The organism is Leeuwenhoekiella marinoflava DSM 3653, assembly GCF_900129005.1.
GTDB classification, from domain to species: domain Bacteria; phylum Bacteroidota; class Bacteroidia; order Flavobacteriales; family Flavobacteriaceae; genus Leeuwenhoekiella; species Leeuwenhoekiella marinoflava.
Map to the genome: position 1 here is coordinate 342,415 of NZ_FQUN01000003.1, position 18,126 is coordinate 360,540.

Below are 18,126 nucleotides of genomic sequence, written 5' to 3' on the forward strand. Positions count from 1 at the left end.
TGGAATATGCATTTAGCGAAAAATTAAGAACAATATTATTCTTGAAAAGACATTTAATCTTTCAATAGATATTATTTTTCTACGCCGAAGAACTTGAGATAGCAAGAAAATTTGTTCTTGCAAACCCAATACTCAAATCGGGAACTTCTATCGGCGCTAATGTAAAAGAAGCTCAGAATGCTGAGAGTAACGCAGACTTCATCCACAAAATGAAAGTTGCTAAAGGAGGCTGATGAGACAGAATACGGGCTATTTTTATGTAAGCTCATAAAGCACTACCCTGATATAGGGAATTTGCTTTTCGATTTAAATGAAATTTTAAAAATTTTAAACAAAATTATAAGTTCAAGCAAGCGAAATCAATAATCCTCAAATTCGCCAATTGACACATTAACTAATTGATATTATGAGCAAAGAACTTAAATCAGTCGATTACGGACTCGAAAAAATATTTGAAGGAGCGCAGGATTTTCTTCCGCTTCTGGGTACAGATTATGTAGAATTCTATGTGGGTAACGCCAAACAAGCTGCGCACTTTTACAAGACCGCTTTCGGTTTTGAGTCTTTTGCATACAGCGGACTTGAAACCGGTCAAAAAGACCGTGTGAGCTATGTGTTGAAGCAAGATAAAATCAGGCTGGTTTTAACGTCACCATTAGGTAGTGATTCGCCTATAAATGATCACATTGTAAAACATGGTGACGGGGTCAAAGTAGTTGCGCTTTGGGTAGAAGATGCACGCAGTGCTTTTGAAGAAACCACAAAACGTGGCGCAAAACCGTTTATGGAGCCAAAGGTTGAGAAAGATGAACACGGTGAGGTTGTGCGCTCTGGTATTTATACCTATGGAGAGACGGTGCATATGTTTGTAGAGCGTAAAAATTACAACGGACAGTTTATGCCCGGTTATAGAAAATGGGAATCAGATTACAATCCCGAGTCAACCGGCTTAAAATACATTGACCATATGGTAGGTAATGTAGGTTGGGGCGAGATGAATACCTGGGTAAACTGGTATGAGGAAGTGATGGGCTTTGTTAACTTTCTCACGTTTGATGACAAACAAATCACTACAGAATATTCCGCATTGATGAGTAAGGTGATGAGTAACGGCAACGGGCGAATTAAATTTCCTATTAATGAACCCGCAGAAGGAATCAAAAAATCTCAAATAGAGGAATATTTGGATTTCTACGAAGGTCCGGGCGTGCAACATCTTGCTGTGGCCACAGATGATATTGTAAAAACAGTTTCAGCATTGAGAGCAAGAGGAGTTGAGTTTTTGCCACCGCCACCGCAAGCTTATTATGATGATATTCCGAGGAGATTAGGAGCGCATATGGATACGATGAAAGAAGACTTGAGCAAATTGCAAGAGCTTTCAATACTCGTAGATGCAGACGAAGAAGGCTATTTATTGCAGATATTTACGAAGCCGCTTCAAGATCGTCCTACTTTATTTTTTGAAATTATTCAGCGTATGGGAGCAAAAGGTTTTGGTGCGGGCAATTTTAAAGCCTTGTTTGAATCCATTGAGCGAGAGCAGGCACAGCGCGGAACACTTTAATTTTTATTATGAAATAGAATAAAATTTTAAAATCCCTGTTTGTATTCAAGCAGGGATTTTTAGCTTTTGGCTACTTTTGGAATAACTCTTGTAAAAGCATAGCTAACAATAGAGTTGTTGTGCTTAAATCAAATCGCTATGAAAAAATATTATGTTTTACTACTTATGCTGTTTGTGCTGGTTTCTGCCAGTGCACAGGAGCCTGCTTTTGAAGATGGAGAGTGGTTTAAATTCCGTATAAGTTATAGCGGTTGGTGGAAAGCAGGGGAGGCGACTATGGCAGTCTTAAATGACACGTACAAAGGCAAACCTGTTTATCACGTCAAAGGAAAAGGCGTTACGACGGGTATGACCAAGCTTTTCTTTGGAGTTGAAGATTATTATGAAACGTATATAGACAAACAATCTACGTTGCCGTACCGTTTTATTCGTAAGATAGATGAAGGTGGTCATACCAAAGACAAGGTGATTGATTTTGATCAGCAGGATCGTGTAGCTACAGTTAATGATAAAAAGCATAATGAAGTCACTACCTATAAAACTGAGCCTTCTATTCACGATATGGTTTCCAGTTTTTATTATTTGCGCAACAACATAGATGCTAAAAACTTAAAAGACGGAGATGAGACGGTAATAAATATGTTTTTTGATCAGGAGAATTTTAAGTTTAAACTTAGATTTTTAGGGCGTGAAGTTTTAAAAACCAAATTTGGTAAGGTAAATACCTTGATCTTTAGACCGTATGTGCAAGCTGGGCGTGTTTTTAAAGAGAAAGAAAGTCTTACTGTTTGGATTAGTGATGATCAAAATAAAATACCTTTGCAAATCAAAGCAGATTTAGCGGTAGGCTCATTAAAAGCAGAGATAGAAGCGTATAAGGGCCTTAAGCATCCATTCTATATTATACAAGATTAATGACGCATAAAAGGAGTCCGGATACAGGTCAACAATTAGAAGCGCTTAGAGAGAAATTTGAGGCAATGGGGCAAAATCTGGATCATCAATTAGAAGGATTTGTTCACAGTAAACCCATTGATTATTGGGACTATATTCAAGTTGATTCTTTACTAAGCCTTCAAAATCAGCGTAGCCTTCTTCCTGATGAGATGGTTTTTATTATGTACCATCAGATCAACGAGCTGCTTTTTAAAATGATTTTATGGGAGATCGATCAAGTCGCTTATGAGAAAGACTTGGAGGTAGATTTCTTTTCAAAAAAATTGAATCGTATCAGTAGGTATTTTGATATGCTTACTTCTTCTTTCAATATTATGCGAGAAGGGATGGATATGGAACAGTATCTCAAATTCAGAAGAACCTTAAGCCCCGCTAGTGGTTTTCAAAGTGCTCAATACCGTTTTATAGAGTTTGGCTCTACCGAACTTATAAATCTTATAGATGCCCGTTTCCGCGAAAGCTTCAAAAATGAAAAAGTTGTAGATGATCGTTTTTACGATAAAGCCTTTGAGCATTTATATTGGCAAGCTGCCGGTAAAGATTATAGTACCGGCGATAAAACCTATACGTTAAAAGCATTCGAACTAAAATATAAGGAAGCCTTCATTCGTTTTCTAAAACAATACAAAACCCTAAATTTGTGGGCTAGATTTAAAACCCTGCCACTTTCTGATCAAAAGGATGCAACATTGCTTGAAGCGATGCGTCACTATGATTACACAGTAAACATCAAGTGGGTTTTGTCACATTACCATACTGCCCTGCATTATTTAAATCAAGGTAAAGAACCTTTAGAAGCAACAGGCGGTAGTGATTGGGTAAAATATATGCATCCCAAGTATCAAAAACGCATATTTTTTCCTGATCTGTGGTCTGAAGAAGAACGTGCAAACTGGGGACAGGATATCTAAATTAAAACATTAAAATTTCAAATACCCTAAATTGAAAAAACTTAGTCTCATATTGCTGGCGGTGCTTACTTTGATGAGTTGTGCTGATGATAAAAAAATAGAACAAAAGCCTGAAGTTATAGAAGTAAAGAAACCTCTTAATAAGCGGTTTGGTTACGTGCTTGATGATTATGAGGTGATTTCAGATACTGTGCAGTCTGGTGATAGTTTTGGTCAGATTTTATTTGAAAACGGTATTGATTATGGGACTATTCAACAGATTACAGATACAGTACAAGCTACTTTTGATACGCGTAAAATCGTTGTGGGTAAACCCTATACCTTACTTAAAAGCAAAGACTCAGCAAATCAAGCAAGGGTGTTTATTTATGAGCAAAATAAGATAGACTATGTAGTTCTTGATTTTGCTGATGAGGTTGTGAAGGCTGCCGCTAAAAAAAGACCGGTTACAGTTAAAGAACGTGTGGTAAGTGGGGTGATTAATAGTAACCTATCTTCTACTTTTGATGATATTGGTGTGAATATTTTGGTGGCCTACAAAATGGCAGATATTTATGCTTGGACTATTGACTTCTTTCGTTTACAGCAAGGTGATAAATTTAAAGTGGTTTACACTGAAAAGTTTATCAATGACACCATTCCTGCAGGATTTGGAGAAATAAAAGCGAGTTGGTTTGAGCATAAAGGTAAACCTGTTTATGCTTTTGCATACCAGAATGATTCGGTTAATGATGGTATTCGAGATTTTTATGATCAGCATGCAGATAACTTAAGAAGAGCCTTCTTAAAAAGTCCGCTTAAATTTGGACGAATATCTTCTCGCTATAACTTAAAGCGTAGAATTGCATATTATGGTAACCGCATTCGCCCACATAAAGGAACTGATTTTGCCGCTCCTGTAGGAACGCCAATTATGGCGACTTCAGATGGTACGGTAATCGCTTCAGAATACAGAGGGGGTAATGGTAATTATGTAAAAGTAAGACATAATAAAACCTATGACACCCAGTATTTACATATGAGTAAACGAGCGGTAAGCAGAGGTGATTATGTGCGTCAGGGAGAAGTAATAGGCTATATAGGAATGACCGGTAATACCAGTGGACCTCATGTTTGCTATCGTTTTTGGAAAAACGGCAAGCAAGTTAATCCATTTGCCATAGATTTACCTACCTCAGAGCCTTTAGCAGAAGAACTACAACCTCAATATTTTGAATTTATAGCTCCTTTGAGAGCACAATTAGATGCAATAACCTTCCAAAAATCAACATAAAATGCAAAAAGTAAATCCTACTCAGACAAAAGCCTGGAAAGCGCTTCAAGCCCATTTTGAAGACATTAAAGATGTCGAAATGAAAAACCTCTTTGAAGATCAATCGAGGGCAGTAGCCTTTACATTGAAGTGGGAAGATTTTTATGTGGATTATAGTAAAAACAGAATCACTCAAGAGACAAAGTCCTTGTTGCTCGATTTAGCTAAAGAAATGAATCTTGAGGAAGCTAAGGCAGCTTATTTTGGCGGAGCCGAAATAAATGAGACTGAAGGCCGTGCGGTAATGCATACAGCGCTTCGTCAGCCCAGTACAGCTAGTGTGAAGATTGACGGTGAAGATGTTATCCCTGAAGTAAACGAGGTAAAAGAAAAAATCAAAAGCTTTTGTGACACAGTTATTAGCGGTGCGCACAAAGGGTATACCGGTAAGGCAATTACCGATGTGGTCAATATAGGTATTGGAGGTTCAGATCTTGGGCCTGTTATGGTTGCTGAAGCTTTAGCATATTACCACAATCATTTAAAGGTTCATTTTATTTCTAATGTAGATGGAGATCACGTTCACGAATCTTTAAAATCCTTAGATCCGGAAACAACGTTGTTTGTGATTGTATCTAAGACTTTTACGACTCAAGAAACCCTTTCTAATGCGAATACTGCGCGTAAGTGGTTTTTAGGTAAAGTCGCAGGTACCGTATCAGATGGCGAGGCTGTTGCAAAACACTTTGTTGCTGTTTCTACAAATGAGACTGCGGTTAAAGATTTTGGTATAGATCCCAATAATGTCTTTACGATGTGGGACTGGGTTGGTGGTCGTTTCTCATTATGGAGTTCGGTTGGACTTTCTATCGCTTTAGCTGTAGGCTATAACAATTTTGATAGTATGCTTGCCGGAGCCCATAAAGCTGATGAACATTTCAAAAAGACACCGCTTGACGAGAATATTTCTGTAATAATGGCGCTTGTAACTTTGTGGTATAACAACTTCTTTGGTGCAGAAAGTGAAGCGATTATTCCGTATACACAATACTTACACCGTTTCCCTGCTTATCTACAACAAGCAATTATGGAGAGTAATGGTAAAAGTGTAGACCGTAACGGGAAGCACGTAGATTATCAAACCGGACAAATTGTTTGGGGGGAACCGGGTACCAATTCGCAGCATGCGTTTTTTCAGTTGATTCATCAAGGGACTAAAATTATTCCTACTCATTTTATCGGTTATAAACATTCATTACACGGTGATGTAGATCATCACAACAAGTTGATGGCGAACTTCTTTGCGCAGACTGAAGCTTTAATGAATGGTAAAACGGAAGCAGAAGCCAAAGCAGAATTAGAAGCTTCTGGTATGGATGCAGATGCAATTCAGAAGCTGGTTCCGTTCAAGGTTTTTGATGGAAATAAGCCTACTACAACCATTCTTATTGATAAGCTAACACCAGAAAGTCTGGGTACGTTGATCGCGTTATATGAGCATAAGATCTTTACTGAAGGTATTTTATGGAACATATTTAGCTACGACCAGTGGGGTGTTGAGCTCGGGAAGCAGTTGGCTAAAAATGTTTTAACTGATTTAAATTCAGAGGCTATAACGGCACATGATTCTTCAACAACAGCTTTGATAAAAGCATTTAAAGGATAAAACATAAGCTTGTTTAAATTTAGCGTTTTAACTGTTAAATATTAATATACGATATTTAGGGGTTAAAATAGCACATACACTGTTGGGATGTTATTCTTAACATTGCGTTAATATTTAATTAGGTCTTTATTGAGACTTTTGCGCAAAATCTAAATTTAAACAAGCACAATGAAAAAAATTACAAGTTCAATTACACTTGTGTTTCTTCTGTTTACAGCCTTTATGCAAGCACAAGGAACTATTCGTGGTACTGTAGTAGACGGTGAAAATGGTACGCCGCTACCTGGAGTAAACGTAGTTGTTGAAGGAACAACTAACGGAGTTTCAACTGATTTTGATGGAGTTTTTGAGATTGATGTTAATCAATCAACAGGTAAACTTCGTGTCTCATACGTAGGATTTTCACCTAAAGTAGTTGAATTTTCAGTATCAAATGGACAAGAGATAGACTTAGGTACAATAGGTCTAGAGTTAGATGCCGGATCTTTAGATGAAGTTTTGGTTACAGCTTATTCATTAGCAATTGATCGTAAAACGCCGGTTGCAGTTTCTACAATTAAATCTGAAGAGATAACTCTTAAATTAGGAACTCAAGAATTTCCTGAAATTCTGAAAAGTACACCTGGTATTTATGCTACAAGACAAGGTGGTGGTTACGGTGATGGTCGTGTTAATATACGTGGTTTTAGCTCAGAGAACGTAGCGGTAATGATTAATGGGGTTCCTGTTAATGATATGGAAAACGGAGCTGTTTACTGGAGTAACTGGGCTGGTTTAGGTGATGTAACTTCAACAATGCAGGTACAAAGAGGTCTTGGTGCTTCTAAGGTTGCAGTGCCTTCGATTGGTGGTACAATTAACATTGTTACTAAATCAATTGATGCTACAGAAGGCGGAACTATTCAAACATCTTTAGGTAACAATGGTTATTTAAAATATGGAATGACGTATTCTACTGGTCTTTCAGATAAAGGTTTTGCAGCTACTGTTTCTGCTTCTAGAATACAAGGGGATGGTTATGTAGATGGTACTGAGTTTGAGGGTTATAATTACTTCATAAACCTATCTCAACAAATAAATGACAAGCATTTACTTTCATTTAATGCTTTTGGTGCTCAGCAACAACATGGTCAGCATTTTAGTCGTGCTACTGTCCAAGAATATAAGAACTCAGAATCTGGACCAAGAAGATTTAATCCTGATTGGGGTTACAAAAATGGTCAATTGGCCTACTCTTCGTTTAATTATTATCACAAGCCTCAAATATCTTTAAATCATTATTGGACAATTAATGATGCTACAAGTCTTACAACAGCTCTTTACGCATCTTTTGGATCAGGTGGAGGTCGTAGAACAGAAGGTGATAAAATAGGTACTACAGCTTATCGTTTAGGAGGGTTTGATCAGCCTATAGATTTTGATAAAATAGTTGATGAAAATATTCAGTTGGGAAATCAAGGTGCATCTGCTTCTGATTTTCTTTATAACTCTGTGAATAGCCACCAATGGTACGGGATTTTATCTACATTTAAAAACTACACTACAGATAAGCTTACTTTATCAGGTGGTATTGATGGAAGATATTATATAGGTTCTCACTATTATCAGATAGATGATTTATTAGGAGGAACTTATTGGTTAAACGATAATTCTTCAGATCTTAACTTTAATCAAGCACTGAGGGTTGGGGATATTTTCGGTAAGAACTATGATGGAACTGTGTTAAGAGGTGGTCTCTTTGCTCAGGCTGAATATGAAGTTAATGATAAGTTTAATTTATTTGCCGCAGCAGATATTTCTAATACAACATATAGCGTAGAGAACTTCTTAAAAGATCTTGATCAGAAAAAATCAGATAAGGTAGATTTCTTGGGTTATGGTATTAAAGGTGGAGCTAACTATAAGTTTGATGCTAGTAATAATGTGTTTGCTAATATTGGTTATTTCGAAAGAGCTCCTTTTTTAACTAATGTTTTTACAAATGCAACTGGTTCTACTTTAGCTAACACTGCAGCTGTAAATGAAAAAGTGTTTAGTGCTGAGTTAGGATATGGATATAGAAGTCAGAATTTAAGAGGAAATTTAAACGTATACCGTACAGAGTGGATTGATAAATCTACAAACGGATCGTATACTTCTCCAAACGATCAAACAATTATACTTTTTTATAACTTGCAGGGAGTGAATGCCGTGCATCAAGGTGTTGAGCTTGATTTTACATATGATATATTTGACAATCTTAGTTTTAGCGGTATGGTCTCTTTAGGTGATTGGAATTGGACAAGTAGTCCAACTGCAACTTTAAGAGATGAAGATGGTGCTATAATATTTGATGAGGTTGAAGGTGAGCAAGTTCCTAGAACAGTAACTGTTTATTCAGATGGTTTAAAAGTAGGAGATGCAGCGCAGACTACATTTGCTGCAGGATTAAGTTATGATTTTGCTCCAACTTCTAGTTTTTACCTTGACTATAATTATGCAGGTGATATGTATGCTTCTTTTGCACCTGATGGTACAGAGGAAGGACAAGGTAATACGTGGAAAACACCAGCTTATGGACTATTTGATATCGGTGTAAAACATGGGTTCAACATAGGATCATTTGATGCGTCAATTGTGGGTAGAATCAACAATGCCCTTAATACAGAGTATATATCAGATGCTAATGATCAAGGTAATGGTGCTCAGAATGCCTTAGTGTATTTTGGTGCAGGTAGAACCTATAGTGTCGCTTTTAGACTTAACTTTTAAAATAAAATAAAATGAAAAAGTTTTTATTAATATTAGTAGGGCTAATAAGTGTCCTTTCTGTAGGTTGTGATCCTATGGATGAAATTTATGATGACATTGATACATCTTTGAAAGTTGAAGGGGCGGTAGATCTTACTTTGACAGAAGATGATTATGCTTCTCTAGAACTTGAAGAAAATAGCTTTAATACTCTTGATGATGCCAAGGCCTTAATACCAAGCCTTCTAGAGTCTAAATATCCTGCATTTACTGAGAGGTCTTTAGCTAATGTTTACTTCAACCTATTTGATCCTACTGTAGTAGAAGAATATACTGTATTGGAGTCAGAATATACAACAGAAGAAAAGTATTTTACATCAAGTGCTGGGGTGAAATCTTTTTTAAGCTCTAAATACGATACAGCAGCAGAAGGTAAAGTAGTCGAAGTTACTTATAAAACTATTGCGGCAGGAGAGGATTATATATTGACTGATGAAAACTATGATGATATTGCTTCAGCTTTAATATCAACTTATCCTGGTCCAGCAGGTAACCTTGGAGATTACGGTAATTTTGGTAGGTATGAAGGGAGTAATAGTTATTGGAGCTATGAAATGATTATCGAAGGGTTTAATGAAGTTTTAATTGATGAATTAAGCCCCAATGAAGGTCAGCTATATAATGTGACTTTTGATACGTATGGTCCTAATGCTGCTGAGACTATAATCATTCGTTATGATGGAAACTTATTTGTAGAGTTTGGAGAAGCTCCTCAGGGAGAAGCTTATACTCTTGTTAATCCTGATGATTATGTGTTTATAGGCGATGAATTATTAGAGGTTTATCCTGGGCCTGCTGATAACATTGCTGAATATAAAAATTTTGATAGAAGAGCAGATAATAGTGATTATTGGAGTACTTCAATGATTGAAGAGGCTTTAGATATTTTATTACAAGAAAAAAATGCTTCAGCTTCTGAGGGTGACGTATTTAATGTCACATATAGAATTTATGATGGTAGTGGAGGAACTGAAGATATGACAATGATTAAAGAGGGAGGTTCATTTGTTATGTATAGCTCTATATCTATAACAGATGAAACTACTTTATATTCTTATGTTAATGGTGATTGGGAAGAGCCTATAATGTTAGAAACTGCAGATTATACTGCAATGGGTCAAAGCTTTCCTAACTTTGACGATGAAGATGATGTTGCTTATAAGATAGGGATTTATTTAGATGATATGTTCCCTTATGCTGAAGAGGGTGATTATAAAACTGTTGGTTATGCTTTTTATAATGGTAGTACATCTACTAAATATTCAAACTTTGTTTTTGAAAATGGTGGATTCACTTTAATTCGTGATACAATTGAAACTTCTTTTCAATTTGGAATTACTGATGGGGTTTGGCAACCAGATAATACTATTCAATATACTTTTACTTCTGCAGATTATGCTTTGGTAGCGAGTGAATTGGCAGTTGCGTATCCTTCTCAAGCTGGTAACCTGGAAAACTACGGGAACTTTAATCGTGGAGGTGGTTCTACAAGTTGGGATGATGCTATGATGCTAGATGCGTTTAGAGTTGTATTGAATAATATAGATCCTAGCGCTGAGGAAGCTCAGAAGTACCAAATGATTTATACTATTTATGCCGGAGGTTATACTACACAAATTAGTAGTGTAATTAAAGTAGAAGGAGTTTGGGAATATCAAAACTAAAGTTTATAAATTCTAGTATATATAATTAACCTCCTACATATACATTTATGTATATGTAGGAGGTTTTTTCTTAGTAAAAGAAATTAATTGAATTATTAAAATGAAAAATTTTACACTTAGGTCAAAACGATTTTTAAATATTGCTTTTGCAATTTTATTATGGAGTTGTAGTGGCGATGACACAACCGTTACTCCTGATACAGAACCAGAAGTTGATAAGCCAGTTGCGAAAGATGATTCGTATACAGTGACAGAAAATGAAGAGCTTATATTGATTGATTTGCTTGATAATGATACTATTTTTGACTTTGGTAGAGTTGCAAGTATTGATACAGAGACTTCAAAAGGGGGTGTTGTTGTAGATAACAGAGACGGTACGTTTACCTATACACCTCCTAGTAATTTTACAGGTGAAGACACTTTTAGCTATAGACTATGTGACTCCTCATTACCGGCAAATTGTTCAACAGCTACCGTGACAATTACAGTAAATGCGTTAGCAGTATTGGTGCAAGATGATGCTTATGAGGTTGTTGAGCATAATAGTCTTAAAATAACTAGTTATTTAGATAATGATCAGTTGCCGTTAAATTATACAGTTACAGAGCTTGGATTAGAGAATTCAAAAGGAACAGCAGTTTTAAACGAAGACGGTTCTATTACCTATACGGCTCCTAATGGTTTTGATGGTGAGGATTCGTTTACGTATACAATTTGCGATAATGAAGAAACTCCGGTTTGTTCTACTGCAACAATAACAATGACTGTTATCGATGAAGGTACTCCTGTTGCTAGGAATGTTGATTATGTTTATGAGCAAAATAATGAAGTTATCATAATAGATAGTTTTACTGATAACGATGATCTGATTGATGATGCAATAGTTACTGAAATAAGTTATTCAGGTTCAGGTAGTGCAGTTTTAAATGAAGACGGTACGATTACCTATTCATCTGCAAATAATTTCTTTGGAGAAGAAACGATTACCTATTCGCTATGTGATGATGATGAGATTCCTTCTTGTGTTTCAGCTGTCATCACAATTACATGGATAGAAGAGGCAACTGTAGAAATTCCTACTTCTTTAAAGTACTATTATGGAGAAATTGCTTTTTCAACAGATAAAGATGCTAATTATACTATAATTAGTACCATCACTGAAGGTAAGCATACTACTTATTTAGATTACGGTCAACGACATGATTACCTTTATGATGTAGATCAGGATTTATCAAATTCAGACAATGTTATTTTATTATATAGCGGTGAAAGTCGTGATAGTAGAGAATATCAGTCTGGAAATAATACACATTCACCACAGACGTTTAATACGGAGCATGTTTACCCGCAATCTTTATTTGATAGGGAGCCGGTTAAAAGAGGTGATTTACACCATTTACGTGTAGCTGATATAGAGATTAATTCTTTGCGCTCTAATTATCCATTTGCAGACGGTAGTGGTGAATACGAACTTATAAGTGGCAATTCTTTTTATCCAGGTGATGAATGGAAAGGTGATGTGGCACGTATGATTTTATATCTTAATGTTCGCTATGAGTTGAGTGTTGATTTGGTAGGAAACCTAGACTTATTCTTAAAGTGGAATCGTGAAGATCCGGTTTCTGATTTTGAGAGACAACGAAACGAAGCAATCGAGGATGCGCAAGGTAACCGTAATCCGTTTATTGATAATCCGTATTTAGCAACATTAATTTGGGGAGGAACTCCGGCTGAGAATACCTGGGAATAGTTGCCTTTTAGTTTAAAATTTATAAAACCCTTTCAGTTTTGAAAGGGTTTTTGCTTTTATGAGATGTAGATTTCAGTGCTTTTAACAGCAAAAACCTATCTTTGACTTTCAAAATTCAGACTATGTATAATACCATTCAATTTGTACACTCTTATTGGGCTTATTTAGTGCTCATTGTACTTACGATAACTACCATTAACTCGTTGGTTTCTTACTTCGGGAATAAAGAGTTTACTGCTCGTGATTTTAGATTGGCTTTGTTTACGTTAATTGTAACGCACATTCAATTGCTCATAGGTATTGTGCTATACTTTGTTTCTCCGTTAGGCGCAAAAGCGATTGCTTCCCAAGGTATGAGTGCTGCGATGAGCGACCCTAATTTACGCTTGTATGTGGTAGAGCATCCGTTGGCGATGATCATTACAATTGTGTTTATTACAGTTGGCTATAGCAAGCACAAAAAGAAATTGACTTCTAAGCCTAAATTTAAACTTTTGGCTATTTTTTATACGTTGGGGCTTTTAGTGATGCTAACTCGTATTCCGTGGTCTAATTGGTTTTAATAATAGACTTGAGATTTTAGACATAAGTATTTAGATAAAAAAACCCTTCAATTAGCTTGTTACTTGAAGGGTTTTTAATTTTGTCTAACGTCTAACGTCTAACGTCTAACGTCTAACGTCTAACGTCTAACGATTCATCCAGTCTTCAATCTCTTCAACTTCTAACGGGATGTTGCGCATCAAGTTAAAAGGTTCGCCGTTTTCCTGTATTACGACATCGTCTTCCAATCGAATCCCAAAACCTTCTTTTGGAATATAAATCCCCGGTTCTACCGTAAATACATTGCTCGCTTTCATAGGCTCGTGGAGCAATCCGTAATCGTGGGTGTCTAAACCTATGTGGTGTGAAGTTCCGTGCATAAAGTATTTCTTGTAAGCCGGCCAGTCTTTGTTTTCATTTTGAACATCAGCTTTGTCTAGTAGACCAAGACCTAACAATTCTGAAGTCATCAGTTTGCCAACTTCCTCGTGATAAGGTCCCCATAAATTTCCGGGAGTAAGCATTTTTGTAGCTTCTTTCTTAACGCGTAAAACGGCATTGTAAACCTCTTTTTGACGATCAGTAAACCTTCTGGAAACCGGAATGGTTCGGGTCATATCGCTGCTGTAATTTGCATATTCAGCACCTATATCGAGTAGGATTAGATCTCCAGCTTTACATTCAGAATTATTCACTACATAATGCAACACATTGGCATTATTACCTGAAGCTACAATAGGGGTATACGCAAAACCTTTAGAACGGTTACGCAAGAACTCATGCATAAATTCCGCTTCTATCTCATATTCCATTACACCCGGTTTCGTAAACTGTAAAACACGTTTAAAGCCTTTTTCGGTAATGTTGCAGGCTTGCTGCATAATATCAAGCTCAATAGGATCTTTTACTGAGCGTAAACGCTGTAAAATAGGATTGCTCTTGGCTACGCTATGCGCAGGATATTGTTCTTTAATCGCTTTGTTGAAACGAGCCTCTCGGGTTTCGGTCTCTACATTAGCGCGGTAATGCTCGTTGGTGTTGATGTAGATAGTTTCAGCCTGAGTCATTAATTCGTAAAAAACTTTGTCCCATTCTTGAAGCCAATACACCGTTTCTACTCCGCTTACTTCTAGCGCTTTTTCTTTAGTCAATTTTTCACCTTCCCAAACAGCGATATGCTCGTTAGTTTCTTTTAAAAATAAAATTTCACGATGCTTAGCTTTAGGACAATCCGGAAAAAGTACTAAGATGCTTTCTTCCTGATCTACACCACTCAAGTAAAACAAATCACGATTTTGTTGAAAAGGCATCGTGCTGTCTGCGCCTATGGGATAAATATCGTTACTGTTAAAAACGGCAAGACTGTTTGGTTTCATTGCAGCCCTAAAATCTTTGCGGTTTTTGATAAATAAGTTGCGATCTATAAGGTCGTATTTCATATCTCAAATTGAATTTTTTCAAAGGTAAAGGAATTATGTAACATCCCCTCCAAACCTCCCCTTCAAAGGGGAGGTTGTGTTTCAGGTTCCCTCCCTTAGAAGGGAGGGCTGGGGGTGGGATGTTTTTTAAACTTTTATCTAATTTTAATTATGCCAAACAAAGTAAATTCCATATCGTAAAGATTTAAAGCCCTTAGCACGTGAGTTACATAAGAATCAAACTGAATCTGAAAGAATAGTGTGGAATTTCATCAGGAGGAAATCTCTTGGAGTTGAATTTCATAGGCAAGTTCCAATGCTCGACTATATAGTAGATTTTTATTGTCATGAAATAGGACTGGCCATTGAGATTGGACGGACCCATTCATAAAACGCAATTTCTCGAAGATTCTAAACGATCAGCAAGAATTGAATCTTATGGGGTAAAAATTTTAAGATTTACAAATGAAGAAGTATTTAATACTATCAACGAGGTTTTAGAAAGTATAAGTTCTGAAATTAAAGCCCGAAGTTAACATCCGTCCAAACCTCCCTTTCAAATGGGAGACTATTTTCCTTCCTTTGAAGGGAGGTCTCGGGATGGATGTTGTTCTATTTAAAAAGGTGTTATGATTAGGTCTTTATTTTGCAAATCCCTATTTTTAAAAGCATAAACTTCTCTCTATGCTGTCAAGATTTCTACTATTCATTTTACTTATTGGTTTTTTATTAACTGTTCAAGCGCAACAACCCGCTACTTCGGTAAATGCTTTGCAAGAGGCGCTGAATTCAAAAGAGCATATGCTCGAAAATTCTTTAGTAAAGAACGTTCCGTTTAAAAATGTGGGGCCTACCCTAATGAGTGGTCGCGTTGTTGATATAGAAGTAAATCCTGAAAATAGCACGGAGTTTTATGTGGCTTATGCTACAGGTGGTGTTTGGTATACAGTAAATAATGGAAACACTTTTGAATCTGTTTTTGATAGCGCACCTACTCAAAATGTAGGTGATATTGCGGTAAACTGGAAAGAAAACATAATCTGGGCAGGAACAGGGGAGACGATTTCTTCTCGTTCTTCTTATGCAGGAATCGGTATCTTAAAAAGTACAGATGGCGGTAAGACTTGGGAGCAAAAAGGGCTTTTAGATGCGCATCACATTAGCGATATAGTTCTTGATGCAACGAATCCTGATGTTGCAGTTGTGGGAGCTTTAGGGCATTTGTATTCACCTAACGAGCAACGCGGTATTTTTAAAACTACAGACGGAGGTGATACTTGGGATAAGAAATTATATATAGGTGATGAAACAGGGATTATATGCCTTGCTGAAGCTCCAGGTAATCCAAATGTAATGTATGCTACAGCCTGGGAACGCGAGCGCATGGCTTGGGATTTTAGAGGAGCTGGCGAAAATTCTGGAATCTACAAATCTACAGACGCTGGAGATAGTTGGGAGCTGGTAACTACGGGTAACGGGTTTCCACAGGGAGAAGGTGTTGGTCGTATTGGTGTAGCAGTTGTTGATGAGAATACCATTTATGCAATTCACGACAGTCAGTTTATAAGAGAGGAATCCAAAGAAAAAGATTACGAGAAGGGAGATAAGTCTTTAAAACCTGAAACTTTTAAGACGATTACTAAAGCTGCTTTTTTAGCTTTAGATGAAGAATCGTTGAGTGATTATTTAAGGGATAACCGCTTTCCGAGGCAATATGATGTTTCAAAAGTAAAAGCAATGATCAAAAGTGATGAGCTGAAACCTACTGATTTATTCTTATATACTTATGATAAAAATGCTACCGATTCAGAAGGAGAAGTGATAGGTGCGGAAATTTATCTTTCTGAAGATGGTGGTGCCACCTGGAACAAAACCCACGAAGGTTATATTGATGATTTTTTCTATTCTTATGGATATGTTTTTGCAGAGATGGATGTAAACCCTCAGGATAAAGATGAAATTTATCTGGTTGGTGTCCCGCTTATAAAATCTACGGATGGGGGAAAAACATTTACCTATATCAGTGAGCCTAATGTACACGTTGATCATCACGTGATTTGGGTTGATCCTAAAATGCCTAACCATTTAATTAATGGTAATGATGGCGGACTCAACATGTCATACGATGGTGGTGAAAGTTGGTCCAAATTAAATTCGATGCCACTAGCACAATTCTATGCGATAAGTGTTGATTATGAGAAGCCGTATAATGTGTATGGCGGTTTGCAGGATAATGGTACTTGGAAAGGGCCAAGTACTTATGAGTATTCAAAATCTTGGGAGGCTGATGGTAACTATCCATATGAGAATTTAGGAGGTGGTGACGGTATGCAGGTGCAGGTAGATCGTCGTAACAGTAACATAGTTTATGGAGGTTCGCAATTTGGGTATTACAATAGAATGAATCTGGAAACAGGTGAGCGTCAGTATATAAAACCCAGTCATGATGTAGGTGAGACACCCTATCGATTCAACTGGGAAACTCCTATTTTACTATCTCCTCACAATCAAGATATCCTGTATTTAGGTGGCAACAAATTGATGCGTTCTATGAATCAGGGAGATGACTGGACGGCAATTTCTCCCGACTTAACAGCCGGAGGTAAAAAAGGAAATGTGCCTTATGGAACCTTGACAACAATCAGTGAGTCTCCGTTTCAATTCGGTTTGATTTATACCGGTAGTGATGATGGTGTGATTCAAGTGACACAAGATGCCGGTGGAAGTTGGAGCGTTATTTCAGAAACACTTCCTCAGGATTTGTGGGTGAGTAAGCTTACGGCTTCGGCGCATAAAAAATCTAGAATTTATGCTACGCTAAATGGCTATCGCTACGATGACTTTACGCCTTATGCTTATGTGAGCGAAGATTATGGTAAAACCTGGGAAGATATCAGCAGTAACTTACCCTTGTCGCCTATTAATGTACTTATTGAAGACCCGGTAAAAGAAGCTATTTTGTATTTAGGTACAGACGATGCAAGTTATGTGAGTTTAGATAAAGGAAGCACTTGGCAATTGCTAGACGGAAGCATGCCTAATGTGGCGGTTCATGATCTGGTTGTTCAAACCGAAGCAAACGATTTGGTTGTAGGTACGCACGGAAGGTCAATTTACATTACAAATCTTGATGATATTCAAAATTTTGATGCTCAGAAAGCTGAAGATTTACAAGTTTTTGAAATAGATCCGGTGAATTATTCAACAAACTGGGGACGTTCGTGGAGTGCATGGAGTTCTGCAAATATTCCTGAGCTCAATATTGGTTTTTATGCACCGCAGAGCGGAAATGCTGCGATAAGCCTTAAGAGTGCTGCGGGTAAAACCTTAAAGTCCTGGGAGGTTGAAGTAAGTAGAGGCTTTAATTATAGTTCATATGATTTGAGCATTTCAGAATCAGGAAAGAAACATTTAGAGAAAGAAACTAAAGACTTAGAAATAAAAAAGGCTCAGAATGGTGTTTATTATCTCCCAGCGGGTAAATATGACGTTGAGATCAAAACTGCCGGAAAGACACAAACTACAGCTCTAAAAATAGAGGAAGGAAACCGTCGCAGAGATCGTGCTGAGGCTGCTGCAAATGCACCCGAAGAAGATTAAATCATTAT

Annotated in this window: 14 protein-coding genes; 13 read left to right on the forward strand and 1 reads right to left on the reverse strand. The window is 37.0% G+C overall.

Going from position 1 to position 18,126, the window contains the following annotated elements:
• The first annotated feature begins 128 nt into the window (after positions 1-128).
• The 10 genes from BUB91_RS21525 (at position 129) to BUB91_RS01590 (ending at position 13,120) form a co-directional block, all read left to right on the forward strand.
• Positions 129-233, forward strand: coding sequence for a four helix bundle protein (locus BUB91_RS21525; protein ID WP_317041322.1), 105 nt, complete (start codon positions 129-131; stop codon positions 231-233).
• Positions 234-406: 173 nt separating this feature from the next.
• Positions 407-1,567: a 4-hydroxyphenylpyruvate dioxygenase gene (gene hppD / locus BUB91_RS01550; protein ID WP_073096115.1), complete on the forward strand. Its 1,161-nt coding sequence runs from the start codon at positions 407-409 to the stop codon at positions 1,565-1,567.
• Between the two features lie 138 nt (positions 1,568-1,705).
• The gene (locus BUB91_RS01555) at positions 1,706-2,482 is read left to right on the forward strand and encodes a DUF3108 domain-containing protein (protein WP_073096118.1); all 777 of its coding nucleotides are present in this window, start codon (positions 1,706-1,708) and stop codon (positions 2,480-2,482) included.
• Entirely contained in the window at positions 2,482-3,435 is a 954-nt protein-coding gene (locus BUB91_RS01560; protein WP_073096120.1) for a tryptophan 2,3-dioxygenase family protein, read from the forward strand. The genes BUB91_RS01555 and BUB91_RS01560 overlap by 1 nt, the downstream gene beginning before the upstream one ends.
• Before the next feature lie 31 nt (positions 3,436-3,466).
• Positions 3,467-4,708, forward strand: a complete 1,242-nt coding sequence (locus BUB91_RS01565; protein ID WP_073096121.1) for a M23 family metallopeptidase — start codon at positions 3,467-3,469, stop codon at positions 4,706-4,708.
• A gap of 1 nt (position 4,709) precedes the next feature.
• Positions 4,710-6,353 carry a glucose-6-phosphate isomerase gene (gene pgi, locus BUB91_RS01570; RefSeq protein WP_073096122.1) on the forward strand — a complete coding sequence of 548 codons (1,644 nt, stop codon included), beginning with the start codon at positions 4,710-4,712 and terminating at the stop codon, positions 6,351-6,353.
• 168 nt (positions 6,354-6,521) lie between these two features.
• Positions 6,522-9,104: a TonB-dependent receptor gene (locus tag BUB91_RS01575; protein ID WP_073096123.1), complete on the forward strand. Its 2,583-nt coding sequence runs from the start codon at positions 6,522-6,524 to the stop codon at positions 9,102-9,104.
• Positions 9,105-9,115: 11 nt separating this feature from the next.
• Positions 9,116-10,807 carry a hypothetical protein gene (locus BUB91_RS01580; RefSeq protein WP_073096125.1) on the forward strand — a complete coding sequence of 564 codons (1,692 nt, stop codon included), beginning with the start codon at positions 9,116-9,118 and terminating at the stop codon, positions 10,805-10,807.
• Between the two features lie 100 nt (positions 10,808-10,907).
• Positions 10,908-12,557, forward strand: a complete 1,650-nt coding sequence (locus tag BUB91_RS01585; protein WP_073096127.1) for an Ig-like domain-containing protein — start codon at positions 10,908-10,910, stop codon at positions 12,555-12,557.
• A gap of 122 nt (positions 12,558-12,679) precedes the next feature.
• Positions 12,680-13,120 carry a hypothetical protein gene (locus BUB91_RS01590; protein WP_073096129.1) on the forward strand — a complete coding sequence of 147 codons (441 nt, stop codon included), beginning with the start codon at positions 12,680-12,682 and terminating at the stop codon, positions 13,118-13,120.
• Between the two features lie 126 nt (positions 13,121-13,246).
• Here BUB91_RS01590 and BUB91_RS01595 read toward each other — a convergent pair whose 3' ends face one another.
• Complete coding sequence (locus BUB91_RS01595; RefSeq protein WP_073096132.1) at positions 13,247-14,539, reverse strand: aminopeptidase P family protein; 1,293 nt, start codon at positions 14,537-14,539, stop codon at positions 13,247-13,249.
• Between the two features lie 238 nt (positions 14,540-14,777).
• Here BUB91_RS01595 and BUB91_RS21195 point away from each other — a divergent pair, with 238 nt between their 5' ends.
• The 3 genes from BUB91_RS21195 (at position 14,778) to BUB91_RS01605 (ending at position 18,118) form a co-directional block, all read left to right on the forward strand.
• Entirely contained in the window at positions 14,778-14,909 is a 132-nt protein-coding gene (locus BUB91_RS21195; RefSeq protein ID WP_254796099.1) for a DUF559 domain-containing protein, read from the forward strand.
• Positions 14,890-15,054, forward strand: a complete 165-nt coding sequence (locus BUB91_RS21200; protein WP_254796100.1) for a DUF559 domain-containing protein — start codon at positions 14,890-14,892, stop codon at positions 15,052-15,054. Before BUB91_RS21195 ends, BUB91_RS21200 begins: the two co-directional genes overlap by 20 nt.
• A 148-nt stretch (positions 15,055-15,202) precedes the next feature.
• Positions 15,203-18,118, forward strand: coding sequence for a glycosyl hydrolase (locus BUB91_RS01605; RefSeq protein WP_073096134.1), 2,916 nt, complete (start codon positions 15,203-15,205; stop codon positions 18,116-18,118).
• Positions 18,119-18,126: the final 8 nt, after the last annotated feature.

What these genes read in the sequence shown, in the direction of transcription:
- hppD (WP_073096115.1), top strand. Translation starts at nt 407, where the DNA reads ATGAGCAAAGAACTTAAATCAGTCGATTACGGACTCGAAAAAATATTT.
- BUB91_RS01555 (WP_073096118.1), top strand. Translation starts at nt 1,706, where the DNA reads ATGAAAAAATATTATGTTTTACTACTTATGCTGTTTGTGCTGGTTTCT.
- BUB91_RS01560 (WP_073096120.1), top strand. Translation starts at nt 2,482, where the DNA reads ATGACGCATAAAAGGAGTCCGGATACAGGTCAACAATTAGAAGCGCTT.
- pgi (WP_073096122.1), top strand. Translation starts at nt 4,710, where the DNA reads ATGCAAAAAGTAAATCCTACTCAGACAAAAGCCTGGAAAGCGCTTCAA.
- BUB91_RS01575 (WP_073096123.1), top strand. Translation starts at nt 6,522, where the DNA reads ATGAAAAAAATTACAAGTTCAATTACACTTGTGTTTCTTCTGTTTACA.
- BUB91_RS01580 (WP_073096125.1), top strand. Translation starts at nt 9,116, where the DNA reads ATGAAAAAGTTTTTATTAATATTAGTAGGGCTAATAAGTGTCCTTTCT.
- BUB91_RS01585 (WP_073096127.1), top strand. Translation starts at nt 10,908, where the DNA reads ATGAAAAATTTTACACTTAGGTCAAAACGATTTTTAAATATTGCTTTT.
- BUB91_RS01590 (WP_073096129.1), top strand. Translation starts at nt 12,680, where the DNA reads ATGTATAATACCATTCAATTTGTACACTCTTATTGGGCTTATTTAGTG.
- BUB91_RS01595 (WP_073096132.1), bottom strand. Translation starts at nt 14,539, where the DNA reads ATGAAATACGACCTTATAGATCGCAACTTATTTATCAAAAACCGCAAA.
- BUB91_RS01605 (WP_073096134.1), top strand. Translation starts at nt 15,203, where the DNA reads ATGCTGTCAAGATTTCTACTATTCATTTTACTTATTGGTTTTTTATTA.